The organism is Bacillus sp. VA15 (genome assembly GCF_055721145.1).
The window spans coordinates 539,109-565,380 of record NZ_JBVQPQ010000001.1; the positions used below are offsets into that span (position 1 = coordinate 539,109).

Genomic DNA, 26,272 nt, shown 5'->3' on the forward strand with positions numbered 1-26,272 from the left:
AGAGGCTGATGAATGAGAAAGGATTTACACTTGTTGAAATGCTAATTGTGCTCTTTATTATTTCGATCTTGCTTTTAATTACGATACCGAACGTCACGAAACATAATCAAACCATTCAGAAAAAGGGCTGTGAAGGCCTTCAAAACATGATTAAGGCACAAATGACTGCATTTGAGCTTGACCATGAAGGACAGACACCGAGTCTTGCTGATTTACAATCAGAGGGTTATGTGAAAAAGGATGCAGTTTGTCCAAATGGGAAGCACATTATTATCACTGGCGGAGAAGTTAAGGTTGAACATTAAATTAAACGAGGAGGAGGGATTTACCCTTTTAGAAAGCTTGCTTGTGTTAAGCCTCGCCTCTATCCTCTTGATCGCCGTGTTTACCACGCTTCCTCCTGCTTATGACAACACAGCTGTCCGTCAGGCGGCATGGCAGCTGAAAAACGATATTATGCTTGCACAGCAGACTGCAATTTCCCGTCATCAAAGAACAAAAATTCTCTTTCAGAGAAAAGAATATCAATTAGTTATGGGGGATACGGTAATTGAACGGCCGTATGCGACGGGACTTTCTATAGAACCGAAGACATTAAAAGACCGTTTGGAATTTAATGAGAAAGGGCACCCAAATGCAGGCGGAAAAATACGAGTAAAAGGACATGTTGCTTATGACATAACAGTTTATTTAGGGAGCGGAAGAGTCAATGTGGAGAGAAAATAAAGGTTTTTCTACAATAGAAACAATGTCTGCGCTAAGCCTGTGGCTGTTTCTGCTGCTGACAGTCGTTCCTTTATGGGACAAGCTGATAGCTGATGAAAATATGGCGGAATCTCGAGAAATCGGCTACCAAATGATGAATGAAAGCATTAGCAAATATATGATGACTGGTGAAGGAACTGAGGAGAAAACGGTTACAATGAACAATAATAACTATAAGCTAAAGTGGGAGGAGGAGGGGGAATATCAAAACGTATGCATCTCAGCAGCAGCTTATAAAGAAAAACCATTTTGCCTCAGCATTCTGCGGACAGACTGGCTATACGCTTCTTAACGTATTATTTTCGCTATCCGTCTTTTTGCTCATATCGGGATCGTTAGCTATGATCTTCCATCTGTTTTTGTCACGGCAGCAGGAACATGACGGTTTCACACAGCAAGAATGGATGATTTCGATGGAACAGATGATGAACGAGTGCAAGCAGTCACACGCAGTCAAGACAGCCGAACATGGGAGCGTGTTGATCTGTACCAATTCTTCTGGGCAAGACATACGTTTTGAAACCTATCATTCAATGATAAGAAAAAGGGTAGATGGCAAAGGGCATGTTCCGATTCTAGATGATATTGCAGCCATGAGAGCCGATATTGAAAATGGTGTTGTTTTGCTGGAAATTGAGAGTGAGAACCAAAAAGTGTATCAAACTGCTTTTCCGGTTTATCCGTATTTAGGAGGAGGGTAAATGGACAGCACGAAAGGGTTTATTTATCCCGCTGTTCTTTTTGTGTCCGCGCTTGTGCTGCTGATCGTGAACTTTACTGCTGCGCAATATATTTCACGCTGCATGTTTGAAAAGGAAACAAAAGAGTTTTACACAGGAGAGAATTTGCTTCAGAATGGCGCGCTTCTGTCAATTCGGCATGTTCTTGAGCAGCGGAAAGGCCAAAAGGATTCACAGCAGTTTCCATATGGGCAGGTTTCTTATTACATTTACGATACATCGATAAAAGAGCAAAAAGAAATCAACCTAAAAGCGTTGACGGAGTCGGGAACAGAAAGAACTGCACAGATCGTGTTTGATCAAAAACAGAAAAAACTGCTGAGCTGGACAGAATAGGGCAAAGAAAAGGGTATAAAAAAAGTCATGTGAGCCAACACTTCATAATAATTGAATGATGAGGTGATCACGTGAAAACGAATGATTATGTCAAATATATGACTCAGCAATTTGTCAAATATATAGATACTCCGAGAGATGAGCGAAAAGAACGAAAAGAGGTGCGGAAAGAAACAAAAACGCCCGCTTCACAGCATTGGTTCGGTATTTTACCCTATGGTTTCAGGCTATGGCTGAAGCGGAAAAAATAACCGCAAAACGAATAAGGTCCTTCAAAAATGGAGGACCTTATTGATATTCTTCTAATATGGCAATTTTATTAACCTTTTGGCTATAGGGATCAAATGAAATCGTCACAAATACGCCGAATTCCTTTGATCCTTCCCTCAGGGTTAAATGGTATTGCTTCACTGCTTCATCTTTTCTTTTGCGGTCCCATACTTTTTGTTTGAACAGTACCTGTGCGAGCGGGTACCTTTTTTTTGCTTCTTTTACTGCAAGCTCTTCCCATTTGGACATGTGGCGGGCGGTCACAAGCGGTGCTTCTTCTGCGTGAGCGGCAACGGTGCCGAAAACGAGAAGAGAAAGACAAATCACACATTGTTTGATCATCATGCTGTCACCCTTTCGTTGTTTATTATTACCAAATCATAATTGGCTATGCATTTAATTTTTCACATAATAATCCCAAAAATTTCAAAAAAACAAAAAGGTGAGCAATACTGAGCAAGACTTTGTAATATGATGAAAACATTCTCTTAAACGAACAAAATGAACGATTTTGGTGTTTTTCAATCGATTAAACGTTGATTATACTCTATTTGTGCAGTTCTTTAAAGAGAACGATTGTTATATCAAGTGACAGTGTTTTACAGGAGGTAAGATATGTTTCGATTGTTTCGCAATCAGCAAAAGACGAAGACGAAACTGAAAGTTTTGCTTATTTTTCAGCTTTCAGTCATTTTCAGTCTGACTGCCGCGATATGCTTACAATTTTCCGGTGATACAAGCGCTGCTTTTCATGATATTGAAACATTTGATGTCCCGCTTCAAACGTGTACAGACTTTCAGCATACAGATAAAAACTGCGATTATGATAAACGCTGGGATCAAAGTGATTTGCACTTGTCTAATCAAACGGATACGAAAGGCACTGTATGCTCACCTATTTCTCTGTTTGCTGAGCTCGAAAATACAGGCGAGGGACTTAGGAAATCAAAGTGGAAGTGGGAGCTTCATAAGCTGGAAAATGCCCGCAAACCGTTAAAGGATGGGAACGTGATCGAAAAAGGGTTCGTTTCCAAACAAATCGGCGATTCACTTTATAAAATTGAGACGAAGAAAAAAATGAAACCCGGCATTTATGCATTTAAAGTATATAAACCGGCCGGGTACCCGGCAGACGGCAGTACTTTTGAGTGGTCGGAGCCTATGACGCTTGCAAAGTGCGATGAAAAACCGACAGTGCCTAAAAAAGAAACGAAGCCGGCCGTCAAAAAGGAGAATGAAACATCACAAAAGGATATACAAGAAAAATCAAATAAAGAAGATACATCTCAAGAAACTGTAACAGAAGAAAAAGAAACTCAATCAGTTCAAAAGGAAAGCGGGGAAGAGGATGAAAAAAGCAATGAAGCTGATGAGTAATATTCTCTACGTGATCATCTTTACTCTCATTATTGTGCTGACACTTGTCGTGATTTCAACACGTTCATCCGGGGGAGAGCCGGCAGTGTTTGGATACACGCTGAAATCAGTTCTTTCAGGTTCAATGGAGCCGGAGTTCAACACAGGTTCATTAATATTGGTCAAAGAAATCACTGATGTGAAGGAGCTCCAAAAGGGGGACGTCATTACATTTATGCAGGATGCAAATACGGCGGTCACCCACAGGATTGTTGACAAAACGAAGCAAGGAGACCATTTGTTATTTAAAACAAAAGGGGACAATAACGCAGCAGCTGATTCAGCGCTTGTATCGGACGAAAATGTCCGCGCACAATATACAGGTTTTCAGCTTCCATATGCCGGCTATATGCTTCATTTTGCCAGTCAGCCGATCGGAACTGCTGTTTTACTGATTGTTCCCGGCGTGATGTTGCTGGTGTACGCTTTTGTGACGATCAGCAGTGCCATTAGAGAAATTGAAAGAAAGACTAAAGCCTTGGAAACAGATACAAAGGACAGCACCATGTCCACTTAACATCAGTTGTAAACCTGGCAACAGGTTTCGATATAATATCATTCAATAAAAGGGGAGTTTGCCATGGGTATGAAAAAGAAATTAAGTTTAGGAGTTGCTTCTGCGGCACTAGGATTAGCTTTAGTTGGCGGAGGAACATGGGCAGCATTTAACGACATTAAATCAACGGATGCTACTTTTGCGTCAGGTACGCTTGATTTATCTGCTAAAGAAAATTCAGCGAGTGTTAATCTGTCAAATCTAAAGCCGGGAGACAAATTGACGAAAGATTTCCAATTTGAAAATAACGGCTCACTTGCAATCAAAGAGGTATTAATGGCGCTGAATTACGGTGAATTTAAAGCAAACGGAGGCAGCAATACATCTGCAGAAGATTTTCTGAGCCAGTTTGAAGTGACCTTATTGACAGTTGGAAAAGAGGGCGGCAATGGATATCCGAAAAATATTATTTTAGATGATGCCAATCTCAAGGACTTGTATTTGATGTCCGCTAAGAATGATGCAGCGGCAGCTGAAAAAATCAAAAAACAAATTGACCCTAAATTCTTAAATGCAAGCGGTAAAGTCAATGTAGCAACAATTGACGGTAAAACCGCTCCTGAATATGATGGTATTCCAAAAACACCGACTGATTTCGACCAAGTTCAAATGGAAATCCAATTCAAAGACGACAAAACAAAAGATGAAAACGGGCTAATGGTCCAAAATAAATACCAAGGAAACTCCATTCAGCTTCAGTTTTCGTTTGAAGCGACACAATGGAATGGTTTGACAATCAAAAAGGAACATACTGATAAAGACGGTTACGTGAAAGAAAATGAAAAAGCGCATAGTGAGGATAAGAATTAATAGCAGCAATAAAAAGAGACGGCCCAGTATACGATATACTGGGCCGTTTCTATGTTTATTGACAAAAGAGGAGTTAGTGCCTCTGCTCAGGCACTACTCCTCTTTTTGGGATTTTCTCCATTTTTGATAATCTAAAAATTCACGAAATTGTTTTTTCGATACCCCGGATGTCATCGCATCGCGAACCAATTTCTCCCATTCACTATCTAATTGACCATCGTATTCGGTTTCATGTTTCTCATCGAGCAAAGTATGAACCGAGACGTCCAGAACAGCGGAGACTTTTTCGAGAAATTGAATGGAGGGGTTCGTTTGTAGATTTCGTTCTATTGAGCTTAAATAAGACTTCGCTACCCCAGCTTTTTCAGCTAGTTCTGATAGTGAGTAGCCTTTTTCTTTACGGTATTGTTTAATACGCTGGCCAATCAATGTCATCACCTTCCTTGTGATATTATAGCACATTCAGAAAGGATTTACGGTATGACTTCTGGCTGCCGGACCAGGATGAGCAGACTTTTTGTTTAAAAGTAAATATTTTCGTATTTCTTCCGGGCTGATATTTGCCTCTTTGGCTTTCATCATTAATTCAACCCATTCTTGATCTAATTCGAAGTGCTCTTGTTTTGCATTTTTCATGCAGTTTCTCCTCCTAAAATACTTGTTTATGTATTTCAGCCAGTCCGGCCATGACTCATTGTATGCCTTCATTGGTCTCTGGAAGTCATTTGCCATTGAAATTGCCAGAATTTTTTTCCAATATACCTTTATTATAATCGCATTTTTTCAAAAAAAACGAGAACGATGTCGAATGGTAAAAAAAGTTAGATTGAAATATTATTTTGCAGATAAAATAATCCGCCATTTTCAATTTCAACTGATATCTTTGGTTGATACAAGGCTTTCAGCGCCTGTTTTTCTAGATGATACTCTTCTGGTTTTTCTTCTATATGCTCATAAAACTTGTCAAGCAATGTCATATCATTTTTCCACCTGCTTACCGCCTGTTCTGCCCAGTCTGACGGTTCCTGCATGGCGGATTTGGCAATATAGTTTTCCATCCGCTTAAGGCCGCTTTCTGGTTTGATCATAGGCGATATGGTGAAGCAATAGTCACATATTTGAGACGTCAGTGGCAGCTGTGTCAGCTTGCTGTGAAAATCTTCAATTATGGTTCCAGAGACTAGGTGAAGACCTAGTGACAATAGCTTATCCTTTTTCATGTCGGACTGGTATGAAATCGTGACATTTATACCAAGCCAAGGCTGAAGGGGGACTTTAGCTCCGGCTGATTCAATTTTCTCATACATTCTGGTAAATCTCCCATTTTGTTTAACAGCTTTAAACATTTGAAAAAGGCGCGGTGCCCCAAAATAAATAAATTCGCCATCTAGGTCTTTTGGAGCAGATTCTTTATCTGTAATAAAAGTGATTTTCATCGGATTCGGATCGCCGCCTGTCTTCTCGCGCCAGTGCCAGTAGAAAGGGCGGTTCATGATCTGTTTGTCCATTTCAACTGTAAGCTGCACTGTCATATAGCCTGAACCTTGATCGACGATTTGGCAGCTGTTTGCCTGAAAAAAACGAAGCAGAAAATCGTGAACCTCTTGCTGTCTCACTTATAAAACCTCCTTACAGGCTAAGATCCTCTTTTTTCAGCAGGCTGCTGTTTTTTATAAGACAAAAATGAGGTTAAGTTATCCATTTTTATTTTCATTTCTTCTTCTGTTGCTGAATGGTACAAAATATCGTGCAGGTGCTCTTCAAAATTGTTCACTTGAATTTTCGTTAAAATATCATCAAGTTTGCCGACCACTTTTTCAAACAAATGAATTTTTTCATAAAGCAGCTTTAAAATATGCTCTTCCACCGTATGTTTTGTCGCCATGTTGTAAATGTGCACGTCACGCTCCTGCCCGAGCCTGTGAATTCTTCCGATTCTCTGCTCAAGACGCATCGGATTCCATGGCAGGTCATAGTTGATCATGTGATTGCAAAATTGCAGGTTGATCCCTTCGCCGCCTGCTTCAGTTGCAATCAGGACTTGGACCTTTCCGCGGAAAAGATCCTTCATCCAGTCTTTTTTCCCGCGTTTAAATCCGCCTCTGAACGGCACAGAACTGATACCGTTTTGTTGAAGAAACCATTGCAGGTAAATCTGGGTGGCCCGGTATTCTGTGAAAATGATGACCTTATCGTCTATCTTTTTGATCAGGTCAACCACTTGAAGCGCTTTAGAGTTTTGTGTCACTTGATTGATGCGGTCTATTAAAACCGAAATGGTATGTTCATCAATGGCCGGTGCTTGTTTCTCTTTTTGATCAAGCATTTTTTTCAGCGTCATATACACAGCTTCCCTGCTCGAACAGCATTCTCTTTGCAGGGTCATAATTGAGAACATGCTGGCCGGCTTATTGATGCCTTCTTTCAGGCTGGAAATTTCATCGTAAAGCGCCTGCTCTGATGGAGAAAATTCAATTGGCACTGTTTCAACATGTCGCTGTTTCCAATTCAGCCCGGTGTCATGCCGTCTGTTGCGGATCATGACTTTATTCACAAGATCTTTTAAATGCTCATGTGCTTCTAAACTGGATTTCTTTTTGGCGAACTCTTCCTGAAAGTGATTCTGACTGCCTAAATGGCCAGGCTTTAATAAGGACACCAAATTGAAAATTTCTTCGATACGGTTTTGAATTGGCGTCGCGGTAAGAAGCAGGCAATATTTTTTCACGAGATTCCGGACAAATTCATAGTTCTTCGTTTTGCTATTTTTCAGTTTGTGTGCCTCATCAATAATGACGAGATCATATGGGATTGACAGCACAATTTCACGGTGGGGCGAGCGCTTTGCAGTGTCGATTGATGAGACGACAATATCGCATTGCTCCCACACGTAGCTTTTCTTTTGTTCAACAGCCGGGATCAAAAATTTTTCCTGAAGCTCTTTGACCCACTGAGACACAAGGGAAGCGGGCACAAGGATCAAAATCTTTTTGGCTAAACCGCGAATCATATATTCTTTTAGAATCAGTCCGGCTTCAACCGTTTTCCCGAGACCCACCTCATCTGCTAAAATTGCTTTCCCGTTCATTTTTTCAACCACTTTTTGTGCTACCTCAAGCTGGTGGGGAAGCGGTGTAAAGGAAGGCAGGTATAAAGGGGCCCGTAAGCCTTCAAATTCAGGAATGGCTAATGTTTTCTGGATTTCTGCAGAGAGCTTGTACAGTTCCCAGTTCGCCCACGGGCCATCGTTTTTCAGTCTTTCAGCGAATTTTTCAGGCCATTTTGTATCATAGATTATTTCTGGATTCATTGCTTTGAAACCGCCTTTCTTATTCTTCGATTCTTAAAATGAACACTATAAGAAAAATCTGCCCAAATTGCTGTTGCCCAGCATATAGTGATGATGGTAGGATATGAGTATGTATTTGATGTAAGATATTGCTATAGTATGTCCATAACAGCATGAAAATATGAGCGAATGACAGCAAGGGGAGAGACCTGACCGAGAACATCGGGGTACAGGCGCCGAAGGAGCAAACTGCGGAGTGAATCTCTCAGGCAAAAGAACTCTTGCTCGACGCAACTCTGGAGAGTGTTTGCGCGGATGTGCAAGCCACCAAAGGGGACGTCTTTGCGTATGCAAAGTAAACTTTCAGGTGCCAGGACAGAGAACCTTCATTTTACATGAGGTGTTTCTCTGTCCTTTTTTGTATGTTTTTTAGCCGCGCCGTTGAAAAAGGGGAGGAATTCGATGCTGAAAAGAACGCCGTTATTTGAACTGTATAAGGAATATGGAGGGAAAACGATTGATTTCGGGGGCTGGGAGCTTCCAGTTCAATTTTCTTCTATAAAAAAGGAACACGAGGCTGTCCGAACTGCGGCCGGGCTGTTTGATGTATCTCATATGGGAGAAATCGAAGTGTCCGGAAAAGACAGTCTGCCTTTTTTGCAAAGACTGATGACAAATGATATTTCCGCGTTAACGTCAGGCCGTGCGCTGTATACGGCGATGTGCTATCCGGATGGCGGAACCGTCGATGATTTGCTTATCTATCAAAAAGGAGAGAACCGCTATCTGCTTGTCATAAATGCTTCTAATATAGATAAAGATCTGGAGTGGATGAAAGAGCATGTAACAGGTAATGTACAGATTGACAATCAGTCAGATCAAATCGTGCTCTTGGCTGTACAGGGGCCGAAAACAGAAACGATTTTAAAAACGCTAACGTCTGCAGATCTGTCTGCATTAAAGCCGTTTACATTTATTGATGAGGCAGATATCAGCGGCTGCAAAGCACTCATTTCGCGCACCGGCTATACGGGAGAGGACGGGTTTGAAATTTACTGCCGTGCTCATGATGCCATGTATTTGTGGAAAGAAATCATGGGTGCGGGTGAGGAACATGGATTAATTCCATGCGGTCTTGGTGCACGTGATACGCTCCGGTTTGAAGCGAAGCTCCCGCTCTACGGCCAGGAGCTGACCCGGGATATTACACCGATTGAAGCAGGTATTGGCTTTGCCGTAAAGCACAAAAAAGAATCTGACTTTTTTGGTAAGTCAGTATTGAGTGAACAGAAAGAAAACGGAGCGAAGCGAAAGCTTGTCGGACTCGAAATGACCGAAAAAGGGATACCGCGGTACGGATATGAAGTGTTCCATAATGGCAAGTCTGTCGGAAAGGTGACAACCGGCACGCAGTCACCGACATTAGGGAAAAACGTCGGCCTTGCCCTAATTGCTGCGGAAGCGAGTGAAATCGGGACAGTCGTAGAGGTGGAGATTCGCAAAAAATTAGTGAAAGCAAAGGTTGTCAAAACACCATTTTATAAACGCTAATATTTTTTCTTGGGGAGAGGAGTCAACACATGAAGCACCGTTATTTGCCTGCAACAGAAGAGGATAAACAGGAAATGCTTGCCGTTATCGGCGTAAGCGGCATCGATGAATTATTTGCTGATATACCGGAAAACGTCAGATATAAAAAAGAGTATCAAATCAAAAAAGCGAAATCAGAAACGGAATTAACAAGAGAACTGACAAAGCTGGCCTCTAAAAATCGTGATACGGTACAACACGCGTCTTTCTTAGGAGCAGGTGTATATGATCACTATCAGCCTGTCATTGTGGATCATGTCATTTCCCGCTCTGAGTTTTATACGGCGTATACACCTTATCAGCCGGAAATTTCACAGGGGGAGCTTCAGGCTATTTTTGAATTCCAAACGATGATTTGTGAACTAACAGGAATGGATATTGCCAACTCCTCTATGTATGATGGCGGAACTGCCTTGGCGGAAGCGGCAATGCTTGCTTCAGGCCACACGAAAAAGAAAAAAATCGTTGTGTCAAAAACCGTGCATCCTGAATCGAGAGAAGTGCTGAAAACGTACGCAAAAGGTCAATATATTGAAGTCGTTGAAGTTCCCGCTGCAGATGGCGTTACCGATCTTGATGCTTTGCGCCAAACCGTTTGCGAGGACACAGCCGCCGTGATCGTTCAGTACCCGAATTTTTTTGGCCGGGTCGAGCCGTTACAGGATATTGAGCCTATCGCTCATCAAGGAAAATCCATGTTTATTGTGTCAGCCAACCCGCTTGCGTTAGGTCTCCTTACTCCGCCGGGCAAGTTTCAGTCTGATATCGTCGTCGGTGATGCGCAGCCTTTCGGCATTCCTTCAGCATACGGCGGCCCGCATTGCGGCTTTTTTGCCGTCACCAAAAAATTAATGAGAAAAGTGCCAGGCCGCCTCGTCGGACAAACGGAAGACGAAAACGGAAAAAGAGGCTTTGTGCTTACTTTACAAGCCAGGGAGCAGCATATCCGACGAGATAAAGCGACATCAAATATATGCTCGAACCAAGCTTTAAATGCGCTGGCAGCTTCTGTCGCCATGACTGCTCTCGGAAAAAATGGCGTAAAAGAAATCGCCCGCCAAAATCTCTTAAAAGCCAACTATGCAAAGCAAGAAGCAAAAAAAGCTGGCCTTACCGTTATGTTTGACGGACCGATGTTTAATGAATTTGTCATCAAACTGGATGAACCGGTGAAAGCTGTGAACCAGCGTTTGGTGGCAAAAGGCATCATCGGCGGATATGATCTTGGGCTGACGTATCCTGAGATGGACTGTCATATGCTGATTGCTGTAACGGAGCTGAGAACAAAAGAAGAAATCGACGCACTCATTCAGGAATTGGGGGATCGCCATGAGTAATCAGGATCAGGCACTTATTTTTGAGCTTTCCAGAGAAGGCCGTATCGGCTACAGTCTGCCAGAACTCGATGTACCGGAAATCGAATTGGAGGATCTATTGTCAGACACCTATATTCGTGCCGAGGACGCAGAGCTGCCGGAGGTGTCCGAGCTGGATATTATGCGCCATTATACAGCGCTGTCCAAACGTAATCACGGAGTGGATTCCGGCTTTTACCCGCTCGGTTCTTGCACAATGAAATACAATCCGAAAATAAATGAAAAAATCGCGCGAATTCCCGGTTTTGCTGCGATTCATCCTCTTCAGGATGAAGACACGGTGCAAGGCGCTTTAGAGCTTTTATATGATTTAAGCAAGCACCTTGAGGAAATAACGGGAATGGATGAGGTTACGCTACAGCCCGCTGCCGGGGCGCATGGCGAATGGACGGGGCTGATGATGATCCGCGCCTATCATGAAGCGCGCGGGGATTTCAAGCGGACGAAGGTCATTGTTCCTGATTCCGCTCACGGGACGAATCCTGCTTCAGCGACAGTAGCAGGCTTTGAAACGGTTACGGTGAAATCAAATGAAAATGGGCTTGTCGATCTGGAGGATTTAAAAAGAGCGGTGAATGAAGAAACTGCTGCTCTTATGCTGACGAATCCGAACACGCTCGGCTTGTTTGAAGAACAGATCACCGAGATGGCGGAAATTGTTCACCAAGCGGGGGGGAAACTGTACTATGACGGCGCTAATTTAAATGCGGTTTTAAGCAAAGCGAGACCGGGAGACATGGGATTTGATGTGGTGCACCTCAACCTGCATAAAACATTCACTGGCCCTCATGGCGGCGGCGGTCCCGGATCAGGCCCTGTCGGCGTAAAGAAAGATCTGATTCCTTATTTGCCAAAACCAGTTTTAATCAAAAAGGAAGGGCACTTTACATTTGATTATGACCGCCCTGACTCGATCGGCCGCGTGAAGCTGTATTACGGCAACTTCGGCATCAATGTCAGAGCGTATACGTATATCCGCTCCATGGGGCCTGACGGATTAAAGGCTGTTACTGAGAACGCAGTGTTAAACGCGAACTATATGATGAGAAAGCTCGCGCCTTATTACGATCTTCCGTTTGACCGTCATTGCAAGCATGAATTTGTATTGTCAGGAAAGCGGCAGAAAAAGCTGGGAGTGCGTACGCTAGATATTGCAAAACGGCTGCTCGATTTTGGCTATCATCCGCCTACGATTTATTTCCCGCTTAATGTTGAAGAATGTATCATGATTGAGCCGACAGAGACGGAATCAAAGGAAACACTGGATGCGTTTATCGACGCTATGATTCAAATCGCAAGGGAAGCGGAGGAGAATCCGGAACTCGTCCAGGAGGCGCCGCATACGACGATTGTAAAAAGAATGGATGAAACAAAAGCGGCGAGACACCCGGTGCTCAGGTATGAGAAGGAAGAGAGATAAATAAAAACAGCTGTCTATTACAGACAGCTGTTTTGCTTTATTTCTTCGCTTTAATCTTTCCGCCCCATTTTTTAAAGCCGCCTTTTAGGTTGTAAATCTCAGTGCAGCCGTTTTTGCGCAGGGTTTGTGCCGCGCGTCCACTGCGGACACTGTTTTGGCAGTATAGATAGACAGGCTTGTCCGGACGGATTTCATTTTTTCTCTGTTTCAGCTGGGAAAGCGGAATGTTGCGGGCCCCTAAAATATGTCCGCCCTCAAACTCATTCGGTTCACGAACGTCAATGAGTTGCGCTTTTCGGTAACCCGCGCGAAATTCTTCTTCCGTAAGTGTTTTCATAATTCGCTGCTGATAAACATATGAAGCAATCATATAGACGATAAACGCAGCAAAAATAATCAAAACGATCATATTAGACAATGTGATTCTACTCCTTTAGCATATAAAATCAAAACCCTGCTTCATAAAAACAAGGCCATAGAGCCGTTTTCGACAAATACTATTATAGTAAAGCACAGCGCGATTGTCATCCATAATGGAACTAAAATATTTTCATTTTCCCGGCAGTTTGATAAACTGATTCTATTAAAACGGTAAGGAAGGTCTCAAAATGGAAAAAGAAACTTGGCGGTTTATAGACTCAGGCAATGCAAGTCCTGCATTCAATATGGCGCTTGATGAAGCGCTTTTATATTGGCACAGCGAAAAGAAAATTCCCCCGGTTATCCGTTTTTACGGCTGGAATCCGGCGACTCTTTCTGTAGGGTATTTTCAAAATATTAAAAAGGAAATCAATTTTGAAGCAGTACATAAGTATAATCTCGGTTTCGTCAGACGCCCGACCGGCGGGCGAGGTGTGCTGCACGATCAGGAATTGACATACAGCGTGATTGTTTCGGAAGAGCATCCTGAAATGCCAGCGACTGTCACTGAGGCATACCGGGTCATATCAGAAGGCATACTCCAAGGCTTTAGAAATCTTGGTCTGGACGCATACTTTGCCATCCCGAGAACCGAAAAAGAAAAAGAAAGCTTAAAAAATCCGCGGTCATCCGTTTGTTTTGACGCGCCTTCGTGGTATGAACTGGTGGTCGAGGGACGCAAGGTGGCGGGAAGCGCGCAAACGAGACAAAAAGGCGTGATTCTTCAGCACGGCTCCATTCTGCTTGATTTAGATGAGGACAAGCTGTTCGATCTGTTCTTGTATCCGAGTGAAAGAGTCAGAGAGCGGATGCAGCGCAATTTCAAAAATAAAGCGGTTGCCATTAATGAACTCACCGATAAGCGGGTGACGATGGATGAGGCCCGTAAAGCCTTTAAAGAAGGGTTTGAAACAGGCCTTAACATTCATTTGGAGCCGTACGAACTGTCTCAGGAAGAGCTTGATTTTGTTCATCACTTGGCAGAAACAAAATACACCTCAGATGAATGGAATTATAAGCGGTAAAAAGGGCATTTGTCCCGCGGAGCATCCTTGTTTTTTCAAGTTCATTAGTGTAAACTTGTAATGGTTTATAAAGTTAAGGTGCTTTTTGGGAGGGTTTCGATGACAACACCAAGTATGGAAGATTATATTGAACAGATTTATATGCTGATTGAAGAAAAAGGATATGCACGGGTTTCCGATATCGCGGAAGCATTGGCAGTCCATCCCTCCTCTGTAACAAAAATGGTTCAAAAACTAGATAAAGACGAATATTTAATTTATGAAAAATATCGCGGTCTCGTGTTAACGTCTAAAGGGAAAAAAATAGGCAAACGGCTAGTATACAGACATGAATTGCTTGAGCAGTTTTTAAGAATCATTGGTGTTGATGAAGAGAAAATATATAACGATGTTGAAGGAATCGAACATCATTTAAGCTGGAACAGCATTGATCGCATCGGGGATCTTGTTCAATACTTTGAAGAAGATGATGCCCGTAAAAAAGATCTGAAATCAATCCAAAAGAAATCAGAACATCATAATCAGTAAAAAGGCGGTCTCAAAGGAGGCCGTCTTTTTTGATGCGCTGCGCCTCGCGTCATTCGTTGGTCTATTTCTTCGCGTGTTTTCTTAAAATGATAGTAAACGATCGGATGAAGGGGGAGAGAATGAGATGTATATTGACGGTGTGTTTTCCGGCGGAGGAGTAAAAGGCATTGCGCTGGCAGGCGCTTATGAAGTGCTTGAGGAAAAAGGCTTCCGCTTTAAAAGGGTTGCGGGTACAAGCGCTGGCGCAATTATTGCCGCTTTCATTGCGTCAGGTTACACCAGTAAGGAAATCCACGCTTTGATTAAAGAAGTGGACGGAGAGAAATTGCTGGACCAGCGATACTCATTTCTCCCCTTAAAGATGCTCCAGTGGGTGTCCATCTACTGGCGTCTCGGCTTATACAAAGGCGACACGATAGAAAAATGGATTGCTGATCTGTTAAGAGCGAAAGGCATAAGGGTTTTCGGTGATTTACAGAAAGGGTCTCTGCGACTGATCGCTTCTGATCTGACAAACGGCACCATGATTGTTTTGCCGGACGATTTGGTCCGTTACGGGTTAAATCCCGATATGTTTCCTGTTGCCAGAGCAGTAAGAATGAGCTGCAGCATTCCGTATTTCTTTGAACCGATAAAATTAAAAACGGACAAAGGCACCGCCACGGTAGTTGACGGAGGAGTGTTAAGCAATTTTCCAATCTGGCTGTTTTCAAAGGAAAGAAAGCGCCCAGTGATCGGTGTAACGCTTGCGCCGCGTGAAAGAGAGCGTCCGAAAAAAAATATCCGCAACGCTTTCGAACTGTTTGGCGCCCTGTTTGAAACGATGAAGGATGCACATGACGCAAGGCATATTGCGTCACGCTATGAACAAAACATCATTTTTCTGCCGGTTGACGACGTAATGGCGACCGATTTTCATTTAACACAACAAAAAAAACTAGCCCTGATTGAGCTAGGTAAAAGACGGACAGAGCAGTTCTTAAAACAGTGGACCTATTAAAAAAGCGCTCTGTTTTTCTTTTTATTTTTTTTCCCTTCTATAACAGTCAGTTGAGTCTGGCTTTTTTTCTTGAGAATCATCGGCTTAGGCTTGCTGGCGCTCGGAACGCTTCGCAGGTGGCTGACACGTCCCTTATGTCCGGCGCGGTGCTTTGCTTTTTGTTCTTTCATCCGGCGCCGTGATTGTTTCGCCGCTTTTTTGAATGCTGCTCCTTCGCTGCCTGCATTTCGATTCATTACATATTTCACAATAAAATAAATAATGATACCTGCCACGATGACGGTTACCGCCATTTTTGCCATTTCTCCGGGAGTGGTTACCAACATATAGAGGAAACCGAACGCTCCCAGCGCAATTAATACAGCAATAATAGGTTGTACACGATGATTCATAACTGTCCACCTCCGAAAGTAATAGCAGGGCAACGGATACTAGATGACGTTGTGAGAAGGCTTCTGATTTTGTCCAGACATTTCTTCGAGTCTGAGAAGCTCGTTAAAGCTTTCGATGGCAACTTCAACCTGGTCATCCTTAGGTTCTTTTGTTGTTAACAGCTGAAGCCAGAGGCCCGGGTAGCCAAGGAATTTCAGTCCGGGAATATCACGAACTTTATTTGTCAGCTGCAGAACTTCAAAGGATATGCCGAGTACGACCGGTATCAGTGCAACACGATCTATAACACGCAGCCAAAGCGGATCTGTCGGAACAAGCAAATAGACAAACATGCCGACAATAATCGTAAATAAAATAAAGCTTGATCCGCAGCGGTAATGAAGCCGGGACTGGTTTTGAACATTCTCCACTGTAATTGGCAAATTCTGTTCATAACAGTTTATGACTTTATGTTCGGCTCCATGATATTGAAACACTCTTTTAATGAGCGGCGTCATGGACAAAAAATAAATGTAACCGAGCAGCAAAATCAATTTAAACAGGCTTTCAACCGCAATCTGAGTGATGTCCGATGAAAAAATCGGCCTTGTCAGTTCAGCTAAGAAAACAGGAACCAATGTAAATACGAATTTACTGAACAAAAATGATAAGACGCCGATTACCGCGAGGCTGAGATACATAGACAGCCCGGAGGCTTTTTTTTCTTCCTGCTCAAGTGTCTCGTCTTCAGATGGATCGAGCCCGTAACGTTCGCTTGAAAAATTCAAATGCTTTGTGCCATTTGCGCTCGCTTCAATAATGGCCGCGATCCCCCGTAAAAACGGTATCTTTTTCACGATGTTCAGTTTCGGATTGTGTTTGCGGGGAAGCTTAAAGAAGTCAATGCTTCCATCCGTTCTTCTAATAGCCGTAACGTAATGATGCTTTCCGCCAAACATAACGCCTTCCACAACTGCCTGCCCGCCGTAAGCGGGCGGAGTTTTATGTTTTGACATATTATCAACCTGCCTATTTCTTTAGGATTGCTAACCATTTCCTTTCACTCTATTGTACAGGAAACAGCGCTAAACCTCTAGATTGACAGGCTGAAAAATTGTCATAGCCTTGCTTTTTCTACATGCATTATACCCGTTATTTTCAAATTTTACTCGCTGCTGCCAAAAAGTGTGAGCTTTTTTATTGACATTTTATTTTTTGGGCACACTTTAACTGGAGGTGCCATGATGACAAGCGAAAAAGATACAGAACAAGATCAACAATTGAATGAGAAGCAAGGACCGCCTGTTCCGATGGCCGGAAGGGTGGCGGCAACAGGTTTTTGCGGAGGCGTATTATGGAGTTTCATTGCTTATATAGCGTATTTATTTCATTTTTCCGAAATCAGTCCGAATATGATTTTGCAGCCATTTGTGCTAGGGGAGTGGAAAAAACATGGACTGGGAACCGTAATCAGCATTATTTTGATCGGAATTCTTTCAATTGGCGCAGCGTTTCTTTATTATCTTCTATTGAAACGTTTAAAAACAATGTGGCCAGGGGTTTTATACGGCTTGCTGCTTTGGCTGATCGTGTTTTTTGTTTTTAATCCGATTTTTCCTGATGTTCGCGCGGTGACCGAACTGAAAGCAGATACAGTTATTACGACCATTTGCATCTATTTGCTTTACGGGCTGTTTGTTGGTTATTCTATTTCATTTGAATACAATGAGCTGAATTCGGAAAAGCTGGCACGTGCGTTGGGAACACATAGAGAATAGTGTATTATCCTTTTGCAGTATGATAAAATGTTCACGAGAAGTGAACATTTTTTACATGAGAAACCCTCGCGAAAAGGAGAGATTCATGTGCCTCATTTTTTAATTTTGAACGGGCCGAATGTCAATCGGCTGGGGAAGCGTGAACCGGAGGTATTCGGCCGCCAGACACTGACCGATATTGAAACAGATCTTTTTCAATTTGCAGAAGCCTTACATATCCAGCTTACTTTCTTTCAGTCTAATCACGAAGGTGATTTGATAGATGCGATACACGAGGCTGAGGAGCAATACGGCGGGATTGTTCTGAACCCTGGAGCCCTGAGTCATTACAGCTATGCGATCAGGGATGCTGTTTCAAGCATCAGTCTTCCTGTGGTTGAGGTGCATTTATCAAACTTATACGCCAGGGAGGAATTCAGGCATCAGTCGGTTATCGCTCCGGTTGCGAAAGGGCAGATTGTCGGTCTTGGAGCGGAAGGCTACAAGCTTGCTGTTCGCTACTTATTAAGCCAGCAAGGGGGAGAATAAAGATGAAGCTAGAGAAAATAAGAAACCTGTTTGGACAGCTGGGGATTGACGGAATGCTGATAACAAGCAGCACAAATGTACGCTATATGACCGGATTTACAGGTTCCGCGGGCTTGGCTGTTATATCAGGTGACAGGGCAGCGTTTATTACGGATTTTCGCTATACAGAGCAGGCGAAGGTTCAGGTAAAGGGCTTTGAGATCATTGAACATGGAGGCAGCTTGATTCAGACCACTGCCGACACGGTTGAAGCGTTCGGCATCAAGCGCCTCGGCTTTGAGCAGAACAGCATGACATACGGCACATACGCCTCGTACAGCGCGGTTATCAGTAAGGCTGAATTAGTGCCTGTGGCTGAATCCGTAGAAAAGTTGCGCTTGATTAAGTCTAGTGAAGAGATTAAGATATTAGAGGAAGCTGCGAAGATTGCAGATGATGCCTTCAGACATATCTTGACGTTTATGAAACCCGGCATTTCTGAAATTGCTGTTGCCAATGAGCTGGAGTTTTATATGAGAAGCCAGGGAGCTGACAGCTCTTCTTTTGATATGATTGTCGCCTCGGGCCTTCGGTCAAGCCTTCCGCACGGTGTGGCCAGTGACAAACTGATTGAAAGTGGAGACCTTGTTACGCTTGATTTCGGAGCTTATTATAAAGGATATTGTTCTGATATTACCCGTACGGTCGCTGTAGGTCAGCCCAGTGATCAATTGAAGGAGATTTATCAGGTCGTATTTGATGCTCAGGCGCTTGGCGTCGCACATATTAAGCCGGGGATGACAGGAAAAGAGGCTGACGCCCTTACAAGGGATCACATTGCTGCAAAAGGCTACGGTGAATATTTCGGCCATTCAACCGGGCACGGGCTCGGCATGGAAGTTCATGAATCGCCGGGATTGTCCGTCAGATCTTCAGCTATCCTTGAACCGGGCATGGTGGTCACAGTGGAGCCGGGCATTTACATACCAGAAACAGGCGGTGTCCGCATAGAAGATGACATCGTGATTACAGAAAACGGCAACAGGACAATCACCCATTCCCCAAAAGAACTTATTATTTTGTGATTGGAATATAGGAGGACATTAAACATGATTTCAGTTAACGATTTCCGTACAGGATTAACAATCGAAGTAGATGGCGGCATTTGGCGCGTCGTTGACTTCCAGCACGTAAAACCTGGTAAAGGTGCGGCGTTTGTCCGCTCTAAACTTCGCAACCTTCGCACTGGCGCGATTCAGGAAAAAACTTTCCGCGCTGGTGAAAAAGTAGCGAAAGCGCAAATCGAAACAAAAACAATGCAATACCTATATGCAAACGGAGATCAGCACGTATTTATGGATACTTCTTCTTATGAGCAGCTTGAACTGAGCGCGACTCAAATCGAAGAGGAATTAAAATACCTGCTTGAAAACATGTCTGTGCATATCATGATGTACCAAGATGAAACGCTCGGTATCGAACTTCCAAACACAGTTGAGCTGAAAGTTGTTGAAACTGAACCTGGCATTAAAGGTGATACAGCATCAGGCGGTACAAAACCTGCGAAAACTGAAACAGGCCTTGTTGTAAACGTGCCGTTCTTTGTGAATGAAGGCGACACACTTGTTGTCAATACATCAGACGGTTCTTACGTTTCAAGAGCATAGAAAGAAAAAAGAAGTCTGTTCCCAAATGGGAGCAGGCTTTTTTTGTGCCCAAAAACAGAATCTTTCTTTTATACGAAAATGACAAGACTACTTCCGCAAGCTAGAGCATATCCTATAAAAAAATGGGAGGTTGGGAGAGTGCTATGAAATTTTTACTTGGAAATATCAATTCTACTGTTTTAACAATGGCCGGATTGCGAGTATTATCCTCTATGATTGAACTGACGGCAGCGATTATCATGCTTGTAACAAATGATGTCCGGAAGGCGGTTGTGGTTAACAGCATTCTCGCTATTGTCGGTCCGCTGATTTTTATCATCACCATGACTGTTGGAATCTATCAAATTGCCGGACAGCTGTCGTATGCAAAGCTAATTCTGATTTTTACGGGTGTTGTTTTGATTTTGGCGGGTGTTCATAAATAAAGAGAGGCTTGTCATAAAGTCTGCCTTACATCATACATTTTAAAGAAGCCAATCGGTAGAAAGGAGGAGGCTCTGTTGAATGAAATCGCTGAGGTTCTCCCTGAATCCATGAAAAACGCCCTTTCTGAAATACCGGAACAACAATGGCTGGAAATCGAAGAAGTCAGAATTCGGGTCAACCGCCCTGTTGAATTGATTCGAAAAGGACAACCTGTTTTTTTGTCCTATGCCGGCACGGTCGAGGATGCCCATCTGATCCTCAGCCGGCTCAGCAACTATAGTATGTATACGCTCGAAGAAGAGCTGAGGAAAGGGTATGTCACGATCAGAGGCGGTCACAGAGTCGGACTGGCAGGCAGAGTCATCACGGAAAACGGAGGTGTGAAAGGCCTCCGTGACATCACATCTTTTAATATACGAATTGCCCGGCAAAAGCTGGGGATTGCGGAGCCGCTGCTTCCATTCTTATATCGAGAAAGCTGGCTGAATACGCTGATTATCGGTCCGCCGCAAACCGGTAAAACAACACTTCTTCGGGATCTTGCGAGACTCTCGAGCACCGGCAAAAACCATATGTTGCCCGTAAAGACAGGAATCGTCGACGAACGGTCAGAAATTGCCGGATGCCTGCGCGGCATTCCGCAGCATCAATTTGGACAGAGGATTGACGTATTAGACGCCTGTCCAAAGGCTGAGGGGCTGATGATGATGATTCGATCCATGAGCCCTGAGGTGATCATTGTCGATGAAATCGGGCGCATTGAAGATACAGATGCACTTCTTGAGGCGCTGCATGCAGGTGTTTCAGTAATCGTCTCGGCGCATGGCTGGAGCCTATCCGACCTGATGAAGCGTCCTTCATTGAAGCGTTTGTGGGAAGAAAGAGCCTTTGACTGCTATTTGGAATTATCGAGAGCAAAGGGACCGGGTACAGTAAGCCGCATTTATGACAAAGACGGAAATGTGTTGTCTGGGACGATGGGCGTGAAGACATGCTGAAGCTGCTGGGTGCTGTATTCATTGTGGTGGCGACAACATGGACAGGTTTTGAGATGGCGAAGATTTACACAGAACGGCCGCGGCAAATCCGCCAGCTGCGTGCGGCGCTCCAATCCCTCGAGGCTGAAATCATGTACGGCCATACACCGCTTCATATTGCTTCACAGCAGATTGCCAAGCAGCTGGCACAGCCTGTTTCAGCTCTTTTTATCACGTTCAGTGATCAGCTGGACAAAGGAAGTGATTCTGCGAAAACGGCGTGGGAGCAAAGCTTAAAGAAGGTGTGGGACACCATGTCTTTGAAAAAAAGCGAATATGAAGTGCTGAAGCAATTTGGTGAGACGCTCGGGATTCATGATCGAATCTCGCAGCAAAAGCACATCAAGCTGGCGCTGACACATTTGGAAGCCTCGGAAGCGGATGCTGAGCAGGCACAAGCGAAAAATGAAAAAATGATAAAAAGTTTGGGCTTTTTAGCGGGCTTGTTACTCATTCTTCTATTGATGTAAACGTGAGGGGAGCAAAAATAAAATGGGAGTAGACGTGAATGTCATATTTCAAATCGCCGGAGTGGGAATCGTGGTTGCATTTTTACACACGATTTTGGATCAGATGGGCAAAAAAGAATACGCCCAGTGGGTGACGCTGTTAGGTTTTATCTATATTTTATTTATGGTCGCAACGATTGTAGATGACCTTTTTAAAAAGATAAAAGCTGTGTTTTTATTCCAAGGATAGGGGGGCTTGCAGATTGACATTGTTCAAATTGTAGGTTTAGGGCTGATCGCCACCTTCCTTTCTTTGATTGTAAAAGAACAAAAGCCGACTTTTGCGTTTTTAATCGTCGTGTTTGCCGGATGTGCCATTTTTCTTTATTTGGTAGACCAAATCTACGATATTATTCGAATGATAGAGAAAATCGCGATTAATGCAAACGTCAACATGGTCTATGTTGAAACCATTTTAAAGATTATCGGAATTGCCTATATTGCTGAATTCGGGGCGCAGCTCACAAAAGATGCCGGACAAGGGGCCATCGCCTCGAAAATAGAATTGGCGGGGAAAATTTTAATTCTCGTTATGGCTGTGCCTATTTTAACCGTCATTATCGAAACGATTCTCGGACTTATACCTTCTATGTCATAACCGAAAGGAGGCGGTAGATTGAAGCGTTTTCAATGGGCTTTGCTTCTGGCCGTGCTGATCATAGCAGGCCGTGCAGACATTGTACAAGCAGCCGGTGACGCCGAACAAACGGAAGACCATGCTGAAACGGCTGAGCAATTAGCGGAAAGGACAGCGGCCTCGCTTGAAACAGACAAGATTAGTGAATTTTGGAATGACATCATGACAGAGTACGGCGGACTGCTGCCGGAAAGTCAAAAAGGCAGCATAATTGAGTTTATCAATGGCGATAAATCATTTTCACCGCAAGAATGGCTGAAAGCTCTCTTTTCTTATTTGTTTCATGAAGTGCTTGCCAACGGAAAGCTGTTGGGCACATTGATTTTGCTCACGATATTTTGCGTTATCCTGCAGCTTCTGCAAAATGCATTTCAACAAAGCACCGTCAGTAAGGTCGCTTACTCAATTGTGTACATGGTGCTGATTATCCTTGCGCTAAACAGTTTTCATGTGGCAATCAATTATGCGACAGAGGCCATTCAGACGATGACCAGCTTTATCCTAGCGCTCATTCCGCTCCTCTTAGCGCTTTTGGCTTCCTCAGGCGGAGCTGTATCTGCAGCCTTCTTTCATCCTGTTATCCTCTTTCTGATGAACACGAGCGGTCTTTTGATTCAGAATATTGTCATGCCGCTCATTTTCTTATCAGCGATTCTGAGCATTGTCAGCACAATGACCGAACAATATAAAGTAACGCAGCTGGCCAACCTGCTTAGAAATATCGCCATCGGGGCGCTCGCCGTCTTTCTCACCATCTTTCTCGGTGTCATCTCTGTTCAGGGAGCCTCGGCTGCAGTGACAGACGGCATTACGCTCAGGACGGCTAAATTTATAACCGGAAACTTTATTCCTGTGCTTGGCCGAATGTTTACAGACGCGACAGATACAGTGATCAGCGCTTCCTTACTGCTGAAAAATACAGTAGGGATTCTCGGAGTCGCTATTTTGATCTGTATTGCGGCTTTTCCGGCAATCAAAGTGCTTTCCCTCGCTTTTATTTATAAGCTAGCAGCCGCGATTCTTCAGCCGCTTGGAGGCGGGCCCGTCATAACCTGCCTCGACGTCATCAGCAAAAGCGTCATTTATATTTTTGCAGCTCTCGCCATTGTGTCTCTCATGTTTTTTTTAAGCCTTACCGTCATAATCACAGCCGGAAACCTCACGATGATGATGAAATAAAGGAGGCTGGCGGATGAGTTTTTTAACTGAATGGCTTACCACCATCGTGTTGTTTATCCTATTTGCAATTGTGATTGATATGCTGCTGCCAAGCTCTAGCATGCAAAAGTACGCAAAAATGGTAGTCAGCCTGCTCTTAATTGTCGTCATGCTCACGCCGATTTTTAAGCTTTTCAACACAGACCCTGCAGTCATCTTTGAATATCTTACAAAAAACGGGCAGTCAGAGTCTGCCGACATAAAAAATCAAATCAATTCAAAAAAAATAGAAATACAAGCTTCCCAGCGTGCATATATTTTAGAAGAAATGGCTGTCCAACTAAAAAAGAAAGCGGAGGAGAGATTCAGTCATGATGAATACAAAGTAGGCAACATCAAACTCACGGCAGGAGAAAAGGTAGATTCAGAAGAGGATATTCAAACAATCAGCGTGTATATGGCCCCGTCTTCTGAAAAAACGGTCCAAACGGTCGCGCCGGTCCACATTGATACAGATCATGCATACGTAACGAAAGAAGCAGCCGAACAAAAAGAAGCCAAACAGATCCAGTCACAGCTCGCGGACATTTGGGAAATCGGAAGTGAGAAAATTACGGTTCATATGGAAGGCGGGGAGAGTGTCGGCAATGAATAAAAACGGATTATGGAATGTATTGAAAAAGCAGTTTCTTCCGGGGCAAACGAAGGACGGTGAAAAACCGAAGCTGACCAAATATCATTACTTTCTGTTCGTTTTTGTTCTCGGAGTTTCCTTTATGCTTGTCAGCCAGCTGTTTTCTTCACCTGAGAAAACAGAAAACGCCAAAACGATAACGCCAGTATCATCACAAGATACCAAAGACAGCAAAGAGAAAACAGCCGAAGTGTTTAAAGCCTCAAAATCTGATGAACCTAAGGACTCGATCGATGATTATGAAAAAGAATACGAAAATCAGCTGAAAGAAATTCTTGAAACGATCATAGGTGTGGACGATGTCTCTGTAGTCGTGAATGTTGATGCAACGTCGCTGAAAGTATACGAAAAAAACAAATCAAACAAAAATACAACCACTGAAGAAACAGACAAAGAAGGCGGAACAAGAAGCGTTACAGACCAGACATCAGAAGAAGAAATCGTCATGATCAAAAACGGCGATAAGGAAACACCAGTCGTCGTCCAAACGAAAAAGCCTGATATACGCGGTGTACTCGTTGTTGCTCAAGGAGTGGACAACGTTCAAATAAAACAAACCATTATTGAAGCGGTGACACGGGTCCTGGATGTTCCAAGCCACCGGGTTGCGGTTGCCCCTAAAAAAATAAAGGAGGATTCATAAATGCTCAAAAAACAAACCGTTTGGCTATTAACAATGCTCAGTCTTGTCGTGGTGTTAAGCGTCTACTATATCATGTCGCCGGAAAGCAAAAATGCCGTGCAAATGCAAAGTGAAAAAAGCGCGTCTGACAGCGGAGAGGTCGCAACTGAAAAAGCGCCTCCCAAGCAAGACACAAAGGAAAAAAACGGTACAGAAACTGAAACAGAAAAAGAGGATGGAACAAAGGGCACAAAAGATTCATCAGCAGACAAGGAGACATCCGCTGAAGCTAGTGAAAAAGGAACTGTTGTAACAGAAACAGCCGATGATGATCTGTTCACGACGTACCGTCTTGATTTAGAAGATGCCAGAAGCAAAGAAAGAGAAGAACTGAATGCCATTGTGTCAAGCGATGATGCAACAGCAAAGGAAAAGAGCGAAGCATATGATAAAATGACGGCTCTCAGTGAAGTGGAAGGAACAGAAAAACAGCTGGAAACGCTTATTAAAACACAAGGCTACGAAGACGCGCTCGTCAATGCTGAAGGAGATAAAATCAACATTACAGTCAAATCAGACAAACACTCCAAATCGAAGGCGACAGCCATTATAGACCTTGTGGCAAAAGAAATCAAAACAATGAAAGACGTCGCTGTCACATTTGAACCATCCAAGTAAAAAAGAGGAAAAACACGCCCGCTTAAACAGCGGGCTTTTTGGCGTGCCAATCATATTAGAGTTGAATTCAAAAGTCCGCTCCTGTAAGATGAACATAGTATGTACTTTTAGTAGTAACCTATAAAAAAGAAATTTCATACATAGGAGTGCGATTGAATGTTAAATATGAAAGAAATCCACGAGCTGATTAAAGCAATTGACGAGTCTACAATTGACGAATTCGTATATGAAAATGAAGGTGTATCCTTAAAACTGAAAAAACATGAAGCAGGCACTGTTCAAGTCATGCAGCAGGCGCCGGCAGCACCTGTACAGGCACAGGCTCCGCAGGCAGTTCAGCCGCAAGCGCAGCAAGCAGCGCCGGCACCTGCCCAAGAAGAAACTAAGCAAGATGAGAATCTGCATAAAATCACTTCACCAATGGTAGGAACATTTTATGCATCTTCATCTCCGGAAGCTGGCCCGTATGTAACGGCTGGTTCAAAAGTAAATGAAAACACAGTTGTCTGCATTGTAGAAGCGATGAAGCTTTTCAACGAAATCGAAGCGGAAGTAAAAGGCGAAATCGTTGAAGTATTAGTAGAAAACGGCCAGCTGGTCGAATACGGACAACCTCTATTTCTTGTAAAAGCAGAGTAAGGAGACT

General features: G+C 43.4%; 37 protein-coding genes and 1 riboswitch. Of the genes, 29 read left to right on the forward strand and 8 right to left on the reverse strand.

Annotated elements, in window-relative coordinates; genetic code table 11:
* Positions 1–8: 8 nt before the first annotated feature.
* From comGC to AC0DBE_RS02895, 6 genes are all read left to right on the forward strand, one after another.
* Positions 9–305: a comG operon protein ComGC gene (gene comGC, locus AC0DBE_RS02870; protein WP_014114400.1), complete on the forward strand. Its 297-nt coding sequence runs from the start codon at positions 9–11 to the stop codon at positions 303–305.
* The gene (comGD, locus tag AC0DBE_RS02875) at positions 295–726 is read left to right on the forward strand and encodes a competence type IV pilus minor pilin ComGD (RefSeq protein ID WP_472961007.1); all 432 of its coding nucleotides are present in this window, start codon (positions 295–297) and stop codon (positions 724–726) included. Before comGC ends, comGD begins: the two co-directional genes overlap by 11 nt.
* Positions 710–1,057 carry a competence type IV pilus minor pilin ComGE gene (gene comGE, locus AC0DBE_RS02880; RefSeq protein WP_472961009.1) on the forward strand — a complete coding sequence of 116 codons (348 nt, stop codon included), beginning with the start codon at positions 710–712 and terminating at the stop codon, positions 1,055–1,057. Before comGD ends, comGE begins: the two co-directional genes overlap by 17 nt.
* 25 nt (positions 1,058–1,082) lie before the next feature.
* Entirely contained in the window at positions 1,083–1,466 is a 384-nt protein-coding gene (gene comGF / locus AC0DBE_RS02885) for a competence type IV pilus minor pilin ComGF (protein ID WP_079287958.1), read from the forward strand.
* The gene (gene comGG, locus AC0DBE_RS02890) at positions 1,467–1,841 is read left to right on the forward strand and encodes a competence type IV pilus minor pilin ComGG (protein ID WP_072183695.1); all 375 of its coding nucleotides are present in this window, start codon (positions 1,467–1,469) and stop codon (positions 1,839–1,841) included.
* Between the two features lie 71 nt (positions 1,842–1,912).
* Positions 1,913–2,092, forward strand: coding sequence for a YqzE family protein (locus AC0DBE_RS02895; RefSeq protein WP_003226330.1), 180 nt, complete (start codon positions 1,913–1,915; stop codon positions 2,090–2,092).
* Positions 2,093–2,129: 37 nt separating this feature from the next.
* Here AC0DBE_RS02895 and AC0DBE_RS02900 read toward each other — a convergent pair whose 3' ends face one another.
* Complete coding sequence (locus AC0DBE_RS02900) at positions 2,130–2,456, reverse strand: YqzG/YhdC family protein (protein WP_014114393.1); 327 nt, start codon at positions 2,454–2,456, stop codon at positions 2,130–2,132.
* 270 nt (positions 2,457–2,726) lie between these two features.
* Here AC0DBE_RS02900 and tapA point away from each other — a divergent pair, with 270 nt between their 5' ends.
* The 3 genes from tapA (at position 2,727) to tasA (ending at position 4,893) form a co-directional block, all read left to right on the forward strand.
* Entirely contained in the window at positions 2,727–3,488 is a 762-nt protein-coding gene (gene tapA, locus AC0DBE_RS02905; RefSeq protein WP_072566543.1) for an amyloid fiber anchoring/assembly protein TapA, read from the forward strand.
* A complete protein-coding gene (sipW, locus tag AC0DBE_RS02910) occupies positions 3,472–4,044 on the forward strand; it encodes a signal peptidase I SipW (RefSeq protein WP_014114391.1) in 573 nt (190 codons plus the stop codon). The genes tapA and sipW overlap by 17 nt, the downstream gene beginning before the upstream one ends.
* A gap of 63 nt (positions 4,045–4,107) precedes the next feature.
* Complete coding sequence (gene tasA / locus AC0DBE_RS02915) at positions 4,108–4,893, forward strand: biofilm matrix protein TasA (RefSeq protein WP_014114390.1); 786 nt, start codon at positions 4,108–4,110, stop codon at positions 4,891–4,893.
* Positions 4,894–4,986: 93 nt separating this feature from the next.
* On the opposite strand, the gene sinR is transcribed toward tasA, so the two are convergent.
* From sinR to AC0DBE_RS02935, 4 genes are all read right to left on the reverse strand, one after another.
* Positions 4,987–5,322, reverse strand: coding sequence for a transcriptional regulator SinR (gene sinR / locus AC0DBE_RS02920; RefSeq protein ID WP_003226345.1), 336 nt, complete (start codon positions 5,320–5,322; stop codon positions 4,987–4,989).
* Between the two features lie 33 nt (positions 5,323–5,355).
* Positions 5,356–5,529: an anti-repressor SinI gene (gene sinI / locus AC0DBE_RS02925; RefSeq protein WP_003226347.1), complete on the reverse strand. Its 174-nt coding sequence runs from the start codon at positions 5,527–5,529 to the stop codon at positions 5,356–5,358.
* 185 nt (positions 5,530–5,714) lie between these two features.
* Positions 5,715–6,509 carry a YqhG family protein gene (locus tag AC0DBE_RS02930; RefSeq protein WP_072566542.1) on the reverse strand — a complete coding sequence of 265 codons (795 nt, stop codon included), beginning with the start codon at positions 6,507–6,509 and terminating at the stop codon, positions 5,715–5,717.
* 20 nt (positions 6,510–6,529) lie between these two features.
* The gene (locus AC0DBE_RS02935; RefSeq protein WP_072566541.1) at positions 6,530–8,203 is read right to left on the reverse strand and encodes a DEAD/DEAH box helicase; all 1,674 of its coding nucleotides are present in this window, start codon (positions 8,201–8,203) and stop codon (positions 6,530–6,532) included.
* A 168-nt stretch (positions 8,204–8,371) separates the two neighbouring features.
* Positions 8,372–8,473: riboswitch (glycine riboswitch) on the forward strand.
* Positions 8,474–8,644: 171 nt separating this feature from the next.
* Here AC0DBE_RS02935 and gcvT point away from each other — a divergent pair.
* The 3 genes from gcvT to gcvPB are packed head-to-tail and all read left to right on the forward strand — an operon-like array spanning position 8,645 to position 12,568.
* A complete protein-coding gene (gcvT, locus tag AC0DBE_RS02940; RefSeq protein WP_472961015.1) occupies positions 8,645–9,733 on the forward strand; it encodes a glycine cleavage system aminomethyltransferase GcvT in 1,089 nt (362 codons plus the stop codon).
* Positions 9,734–9,762: 29 nt separating this feature from the next.
* Complete coding sequence (gene gcvPA, locus AC0DBE_RS02945) at positions 9,763–11,109, forward strand: aminomethyl-transferring glycine dehydrogenase subunit GcvPA (RefSeq protein WP_472961017.1); 1,347 nt, start codon at positions 9,763–9,765, stop codon at positions 11,107–11,109.
* Entirely contained in the window at positions 11,102–12,568 is a 1,467-nt protein-coding gene (gene gcvPB, locus AC0DBE_RS02950; protein WP_472961019.1) for an aminomethyl-transferring glycine dehydrogenase subunit GcvPB, read from the forward strand. Before gcvPA ends, gcvPB begins: the two co-directional genes overlap by 8 nt.
* Positions 12,569–12,605: 37 nt before the next feature.
* On the opposite strand, the gene AC0DBE_RS02955 is transcribed toward gcvPB, so the two are convergent.
* The gene (locus AC0DBE_RS02955) at positions 12,606–12,986 is read right to left on the reverse strand and encodes a rhodanese-like domain-containing protein (protein WP_014664580.1); all 381 of its coding nucleotides are present in this window, start codon (positions 12,984–12,986) and stop codon (positions 12,606–12,608) included.
* A 190-nt stretch (positions 12,987–13,176) separates the two neighbouring features.
* Between AC0DBE_RS02955 and lipM the strand changes: the two genes are divergently transcribed.
* The 3 genes from lipM to AC0DBE_RS02970 all read left to right on the forward strand — a co-directional run bounded on the left by lipM (position 13,177) and on the right by AC0DBE_RS02970 (position 15,541).
* Positions 13,177–14,013 (forward strand): octanoyltransferase LipM, encoded by an 837-nt coding sequence (lipM, locus tag AC0DBE_RS02960; RefSeq protein ID WP_472961022.1) that lies wholly within the window; start codon positions 13,177–13,179, stop codon positions 14,011–14,013.
* Positions 14,014–14,112: 99 nt separating this feature from the next.
* A complete protein-coding gene (gene mntR / locus AC0DBE_RS02965; protein ID WP_014114382.1) occupies positions 14,113–14,541 on the forward strand; it encodes a transcriptional regulator MntR in 429 nt (142 codons plus the stop codon).
* Between the two features lie 124 nt (positions 14,542–14,665).
* On the forward strand, positions 14,666–15,541 hold the full coding sequence (locus tag AC0DBE_RS02970; protein ID WP_014114381.1) for a patatin-like phospholipase family protein: 876 nt from the start codon (positions 14,666–14,668) through the stop codon (positions 15,539–15,541).
* Here the strand turns inward: AC0DBE_RS02970 and AC0DBE_RS02975 are convergent.
* Together AC0DBE_RS02975 and AC0DBE_RS02980 are read right to left on the reverse strand one after the other, a co-directional pair.
* A complete protein-coding gene (locus tag AC0DBE_RS02975; protein ID WP_014114380.1) occupies positions 15,538–15,933 on the reverse strand; it encodes an SA1362 family protein in 396 nt (131 codons plus the stop codon). The two genes, AC0DBE_RS02970 and AC0DBE_RS02975, sit on opposite strands and share 4 nt — an antisense overlap.
* A 39-nt stretch (positions 15,934–15,972) precedes the next feature.
* The gene (locus AC0DBE_RS02980) at positions 15,973–16,929 is read right to left on the reverse strand and encodes a DUF1385 domain-containing protein (RefSeq protein WP_242733991.1); all 957 of its coding nucleotides are present in this window, start codon (positions 16,927–16,929) and stop codon (positions 15,973–15,975) included.
* Positions 16,930–17,154: 225 nt separating this feature from the next.
* On the opposite strand from AC0DBE_RS02980, the gene AC0DBE_RS02985 reads away from it, so the two are divergent.
* From AC0DBE_RS02985 to accB, 14 genes are all read left to right on the forward strand, one after another.
* Positions 17,155–17,691, forward strand: coding sequence for a YqhR family membrane protein (locus tag AC0DBE_RS02985; protein WP_014114378.1), 537 nt, complete (start codon positions 17,155–17,157; stop codon positions 17,689–17,691).
* A gap of 87 nt (positions 17,692–17,778) precedes the next feature.
* Positions 17,779–18,219, forward strand: coding sequence for a type II 3-dehydroquinate dehydratase (gene aroQ / locus AC0DBE_RS02990; RefSeq protein ID WP_014114377.1), 441 nt, complete (start codon positions 17,779–17,781; stop codon positions 18,217–18,219).
* A 2-nt stretch (positions 18,220–18,221) separates the two neighbouring features.
* Positions 18,222–19,283 (forward strand): aminopeptidase PapA, encoded by a 1,062-nt coding sequence (gene papA / locus AC0DBE_RS02995; protein WP_472961027.1) that lies wholly within the window; start codon positions 18,222–18,224, stop codon positions 19,281–19,283.
* 24 nt (positions 19,284–19,307) lie between these two features.
* Positions 19,308–19,865 carry an elongation factor P gene (gene efp / locus AC0DBE_RS03000; RefSeq protein ID WP_003226377.1) on the forward strand — a complete coding sequence of 186 codons (558 nt, stop codon included), beginning with the start codon at positions 19,308–19,310 and terminating at the stop codon, positions 19,863–19,865.
* 143 nt (positions 19,866–20,008) lie between these two features.
* Positions 20,009–20,290, forward strand: coding sequence for a YqhV family protein (locus AC0DBE_RS03005; RefSeq protein ID WP_003226379.1), 282 nt, complete (start codon positions 20,009–20,011; stop codon positions 20,288–20,290).
* A 75-nt stretch (positions 20,291–20,365) separates the two neighbouring features.
* Complete coding sequence (gene spoIIIAA, locus AC0DBE_RS03010; protein WP_061186887.1) at positions 20,366–21,289, forward strand: stage III sporulation protein AA; 924 nt, start codon at positions 20,366–20,368, stop codon at positions 21,287–21,289.
* Entirely contained in the window at positions 21,283–21,798 is a 516-nt protein-coding gene (gene spoIIIAB / locus AC0DBE_RS03015) for a stage III sporulation protein SpoIIIAB (protein ID WP_003226383.1), read from the forward strand. The genes spoIIIAA and spoIIIAB overlap by 7 nt, the downstream gene beginning before the upstream one ends.
* A gap of 22 nt (positions 21,799–21,820) precedes the next feature.
* Positions 21,821–22,027, forward strand: a complete 207-nt coding sequence (gene spoIIIAC, locus AC0DBE_RS03020; RefSeq protein WP_003153142.1) for a stage III sporulation protein AC — start codon at positions 21,821–21,823, stop codon at positions 22,025–22,027.
* A gap of 6 nt (positions 22,028–22,033) precedes the next feature.
* Positions 22,034–22,435 carry a stage III sporulation protein AD gene (gene spoIIIAD, locus AC0DBE_RS03025; RefSeq protein WP_003230228.1) on the forward strand — a complete coding sequence of 134 codons (402 nt, stop codon included), beginning with the start codon at positions 22,034–22,036 and terminating at the stop codon, positions 22,433–22,435.
* Positions 22,436–22,453: 18 nt separating this feature from the next.
* Positions 22,454–23,653 (forward strand): stage III sporulation protein AE, encoded by a 1,200-nt coding sequence (spoIIIAE, locus tag AC0DBE_RS03030; RefSeq protein ID WP_014114372.1) that lies wholly within the window; start codon positions 22,454–22,456, stop codon positions 23,651–23,653.
* A 13-nt stretch (positions 23,654–23,666) separates the two neighbouring features.
* Positions 23,667–24,287, forward strand: coding sequence for a stage III sporulation protein AF (gene spoIIIAF, locus AC0DBE_RS03035; RefSeq protein ID WP_061186888.1), 621 nt, complete (start codon positions 23,667–23,669; stop codon positions 24,285–24,287).
* The gene (gene spoIIIAG / locus AC0DBE_RS03040; RefSeq protein ID WP_014114370.1) at positions 24,280–24,969 is read left to right on the forward strand and encodes a stage III sporulation protein AG; all 690 of its coding nucleotides are present in this window, start codon (positions 24,280–24,282) and stop codon (positions 24,967–24,969) included. The genes spoIIIAF and spoIIIAG overlap by 8 nt, the downstream gene beginning before the upstream one ends.
* Positions 24,970–25,626: a stage III sporulation ratchet engulfment protein SpoIIIAH gene (spoIIIAH, locus tag AC0DBE_RS03045; RefSeq protein WP_014114369.1), complete on the forward strand. Its 657-nt coding sequence runs from the start codon at positions 24,970–24,972 to the stop codon at positions 25,624–25,626.
* Positions 25,627–25,782: 156 nt separating this feature from the next.
* Complete coding sequence (gene accB, locus AC0DBE_RS03050; protein WP_327816344.1) at positions 25,783–26,265, forward strand: acetyl-CoA carboxylase biotin carboxyl carrier protein; 483 nt, start codon at positions 25,783–25,785, stop codon at positions 26,263–26,265.
* Positions 26,266–26,272: the final 7 nt, after the last annotated feature.

Excerpts from the sequence above, each read along its gene's own strand:
- spoIIIAB (WP_003226383.1), top strand. The coding sequence starts at position 21,283 with ATGCTGAAGCTGCTGGGTGCTGTATTCATTGTGGTGGCGACAACATGG.
- AC0DBE_RS02975 (WP_014114380.1), bottom strand. The coding sequence starts at position 15,933 with ATGAATCATCGTGTACAACCTATTATTGCTGTATTAATTGCGCTGGGA.
- accB (WP_327816344.1), top strand. The coding sequence starts at position 25,783 with ATGTTAAATATGAAAGAAATCCACGAGCTGATTAAAGCAATTGACGAG.
- gcvT (WP_472961015.1), top strand. The coding sequence starts at position 8,645 with ATGCTGAAAAGAACGCCGTTATTTGAACTGTATAAGGAATATGGAGGG.
- AC0DBE_RS02980 (WP_242733991.1), bottom strand. The coding sequence starts at position 16,929 with ATGTCAAAACATAAAACTCCGCCCGCTTACGGCGGGCAGGCAGTTGTG.
- efp (WP_003226377.1), top strand. The coding sequence starts at position 19,308 with ATGATTTCAGTTAACGATTTCCGTACAGGATTAACAATCGAAGTAGAT.
- spoIIIAH (WP_014114369.1), top strand. The coding sequence starts at position 24,970 with ATGCTCAAAAAACAAACCGTTTGGCTATTAACAATGCTCAGTCTTGTC.
- spoIIIAC (WP_003153142.1), top strand. The coding sequence starts at position 21,821 with ATGGGAGTAGACGTGAATGTCATATTTCAAATCGCCGGAGTGGGAATC.
- comGE (WP_472961009.1), top strand. The coding sequence starts at position 710 with ATGTGGAGAGAAAATAAAGGTTTTTCTACAATAGAAACAATGTCTGCG.
- tasA (WP_014114390.1), top strand. The coding sequence starts at position 4,108 with ATGGGTATGAAAAAGAAATTAAGTTTAGGAGTTGCTTCTGCGGCACTA.
- papA (WP_472961027.1), top strand. The coding sequence starts at position 18,222 with ATGAAGCTAGAGAAAATAAGAAACCTGTTTGGACAGCTGGGGATTGAC.
- mntR (WP_014114382.1), top strand. The coding sequence starts at position 14,113 with ATGACAACACCAAGTATGGAAGATTATATTGAACAGATTTATATGCTG.
- AC0DBE_RS02935 (WP_072566541.1), bottom strand. The coding sequence starts at position 8,203 with ATGAATCCAGAAATAATCTATGATACAAAATGGCCTGAAAAATTCGCT.
- spoIIIAF (WP_061186888.1), top strand. The coding sequence starts at position 23,667 with ATGAGTTTTTTAACTGAATGGCTTACCACCATCGTGTTGTTTATCCTA.
- AC0DBE_RS02900 (WP_014114393.1), bottom strand. The coding sequence starts at position 2,456 with ATGATGATCAAACAATGTGTGATTTGTCTTTCTCTTCTCGTTTTCGGC.
- sipW (WP_014114391.1), top strand. The coding sequence starts at position 3,472 with ATGAAGCTGATGAGTAATATTCTCTACGTGATCATCTTTACTCTCATT.
- comGG (WP_072183695.1), top strand. The coding sequence starts at position 1,467 with ATGGACAGCACGAAAGGGTTTATTTATCCCGCTGTTCTTTTTGTGTCC.
- AC0DBE_RS02985 (WP_014114378.1), top strand. The coding sequence starts at position 17,155 with ATGATGACAAGCGAAAAAGATACAGAACAAGATCAACAATTGAATGAG.
- lipM (WP_472961022.1), top strand. The coding sequence starts at position 13,177 with ATGGAAAAAGAAACTTGGCGGTTTATAGACTCAGGCAATGCAAGTCCT.
- gcvPB (WP_472961019.1), top strand. The coding sequence starts at position 11,102 with ATGAGTAATCAGGATCAGGCACTTATTTTTGAGCTTTCCAGAGAAGGC.
- sinI (WP_003226347.1), bottom strand. The coding sequence starts at position 5,529 with ATGAAAAATGCAAAACAAGAGCACTTCGAATTAGATCAAGAATGGGTT.
- tapA (WP_072566543.1), top strand. The coding sequence starts at position 2,727 with ATGTTTCGATTGTTTCGCAATCAGCAAAAGACGAAGACGAAACTGAAA.
- AC0DBE_RS02970 (WP_014114381.1), top strand. The coding sequence starts at position 14,666 with ATGTATATTGACGGTGTGTTTTCCGGCGGAGGAGTAAAAGGCATTGCG.
- comGC (WP_014114400.1), top strand. The coding sequence starts at position 9 with ATGAATGAGAAAGGATTTACACTTGTTGAAATGCTAATTGTGCTCTTT.
- gcvPA (WP_472961017.1), top strand. The coding sequence starts at position 9,763 with ATGAAGCACCGTTATTTGCCTGCAACAGAAGAGGATAAACAGGAAATG.
- spoIIIAG (WP_014114370.1), top strand. The coding sequence starts at position 24,280 with ATGAATAAAAACGGATTATGGAATGTATTGAAAAAGCAGTTTCTTCCG.
- AC0DBE_RS03005 (WP_003226379.1), top strand. The coding sequence starts at position 20,009 with ATGAAATTTTTACTTGGAAATATCAATTCTACTGTTTTAACAATGGCC.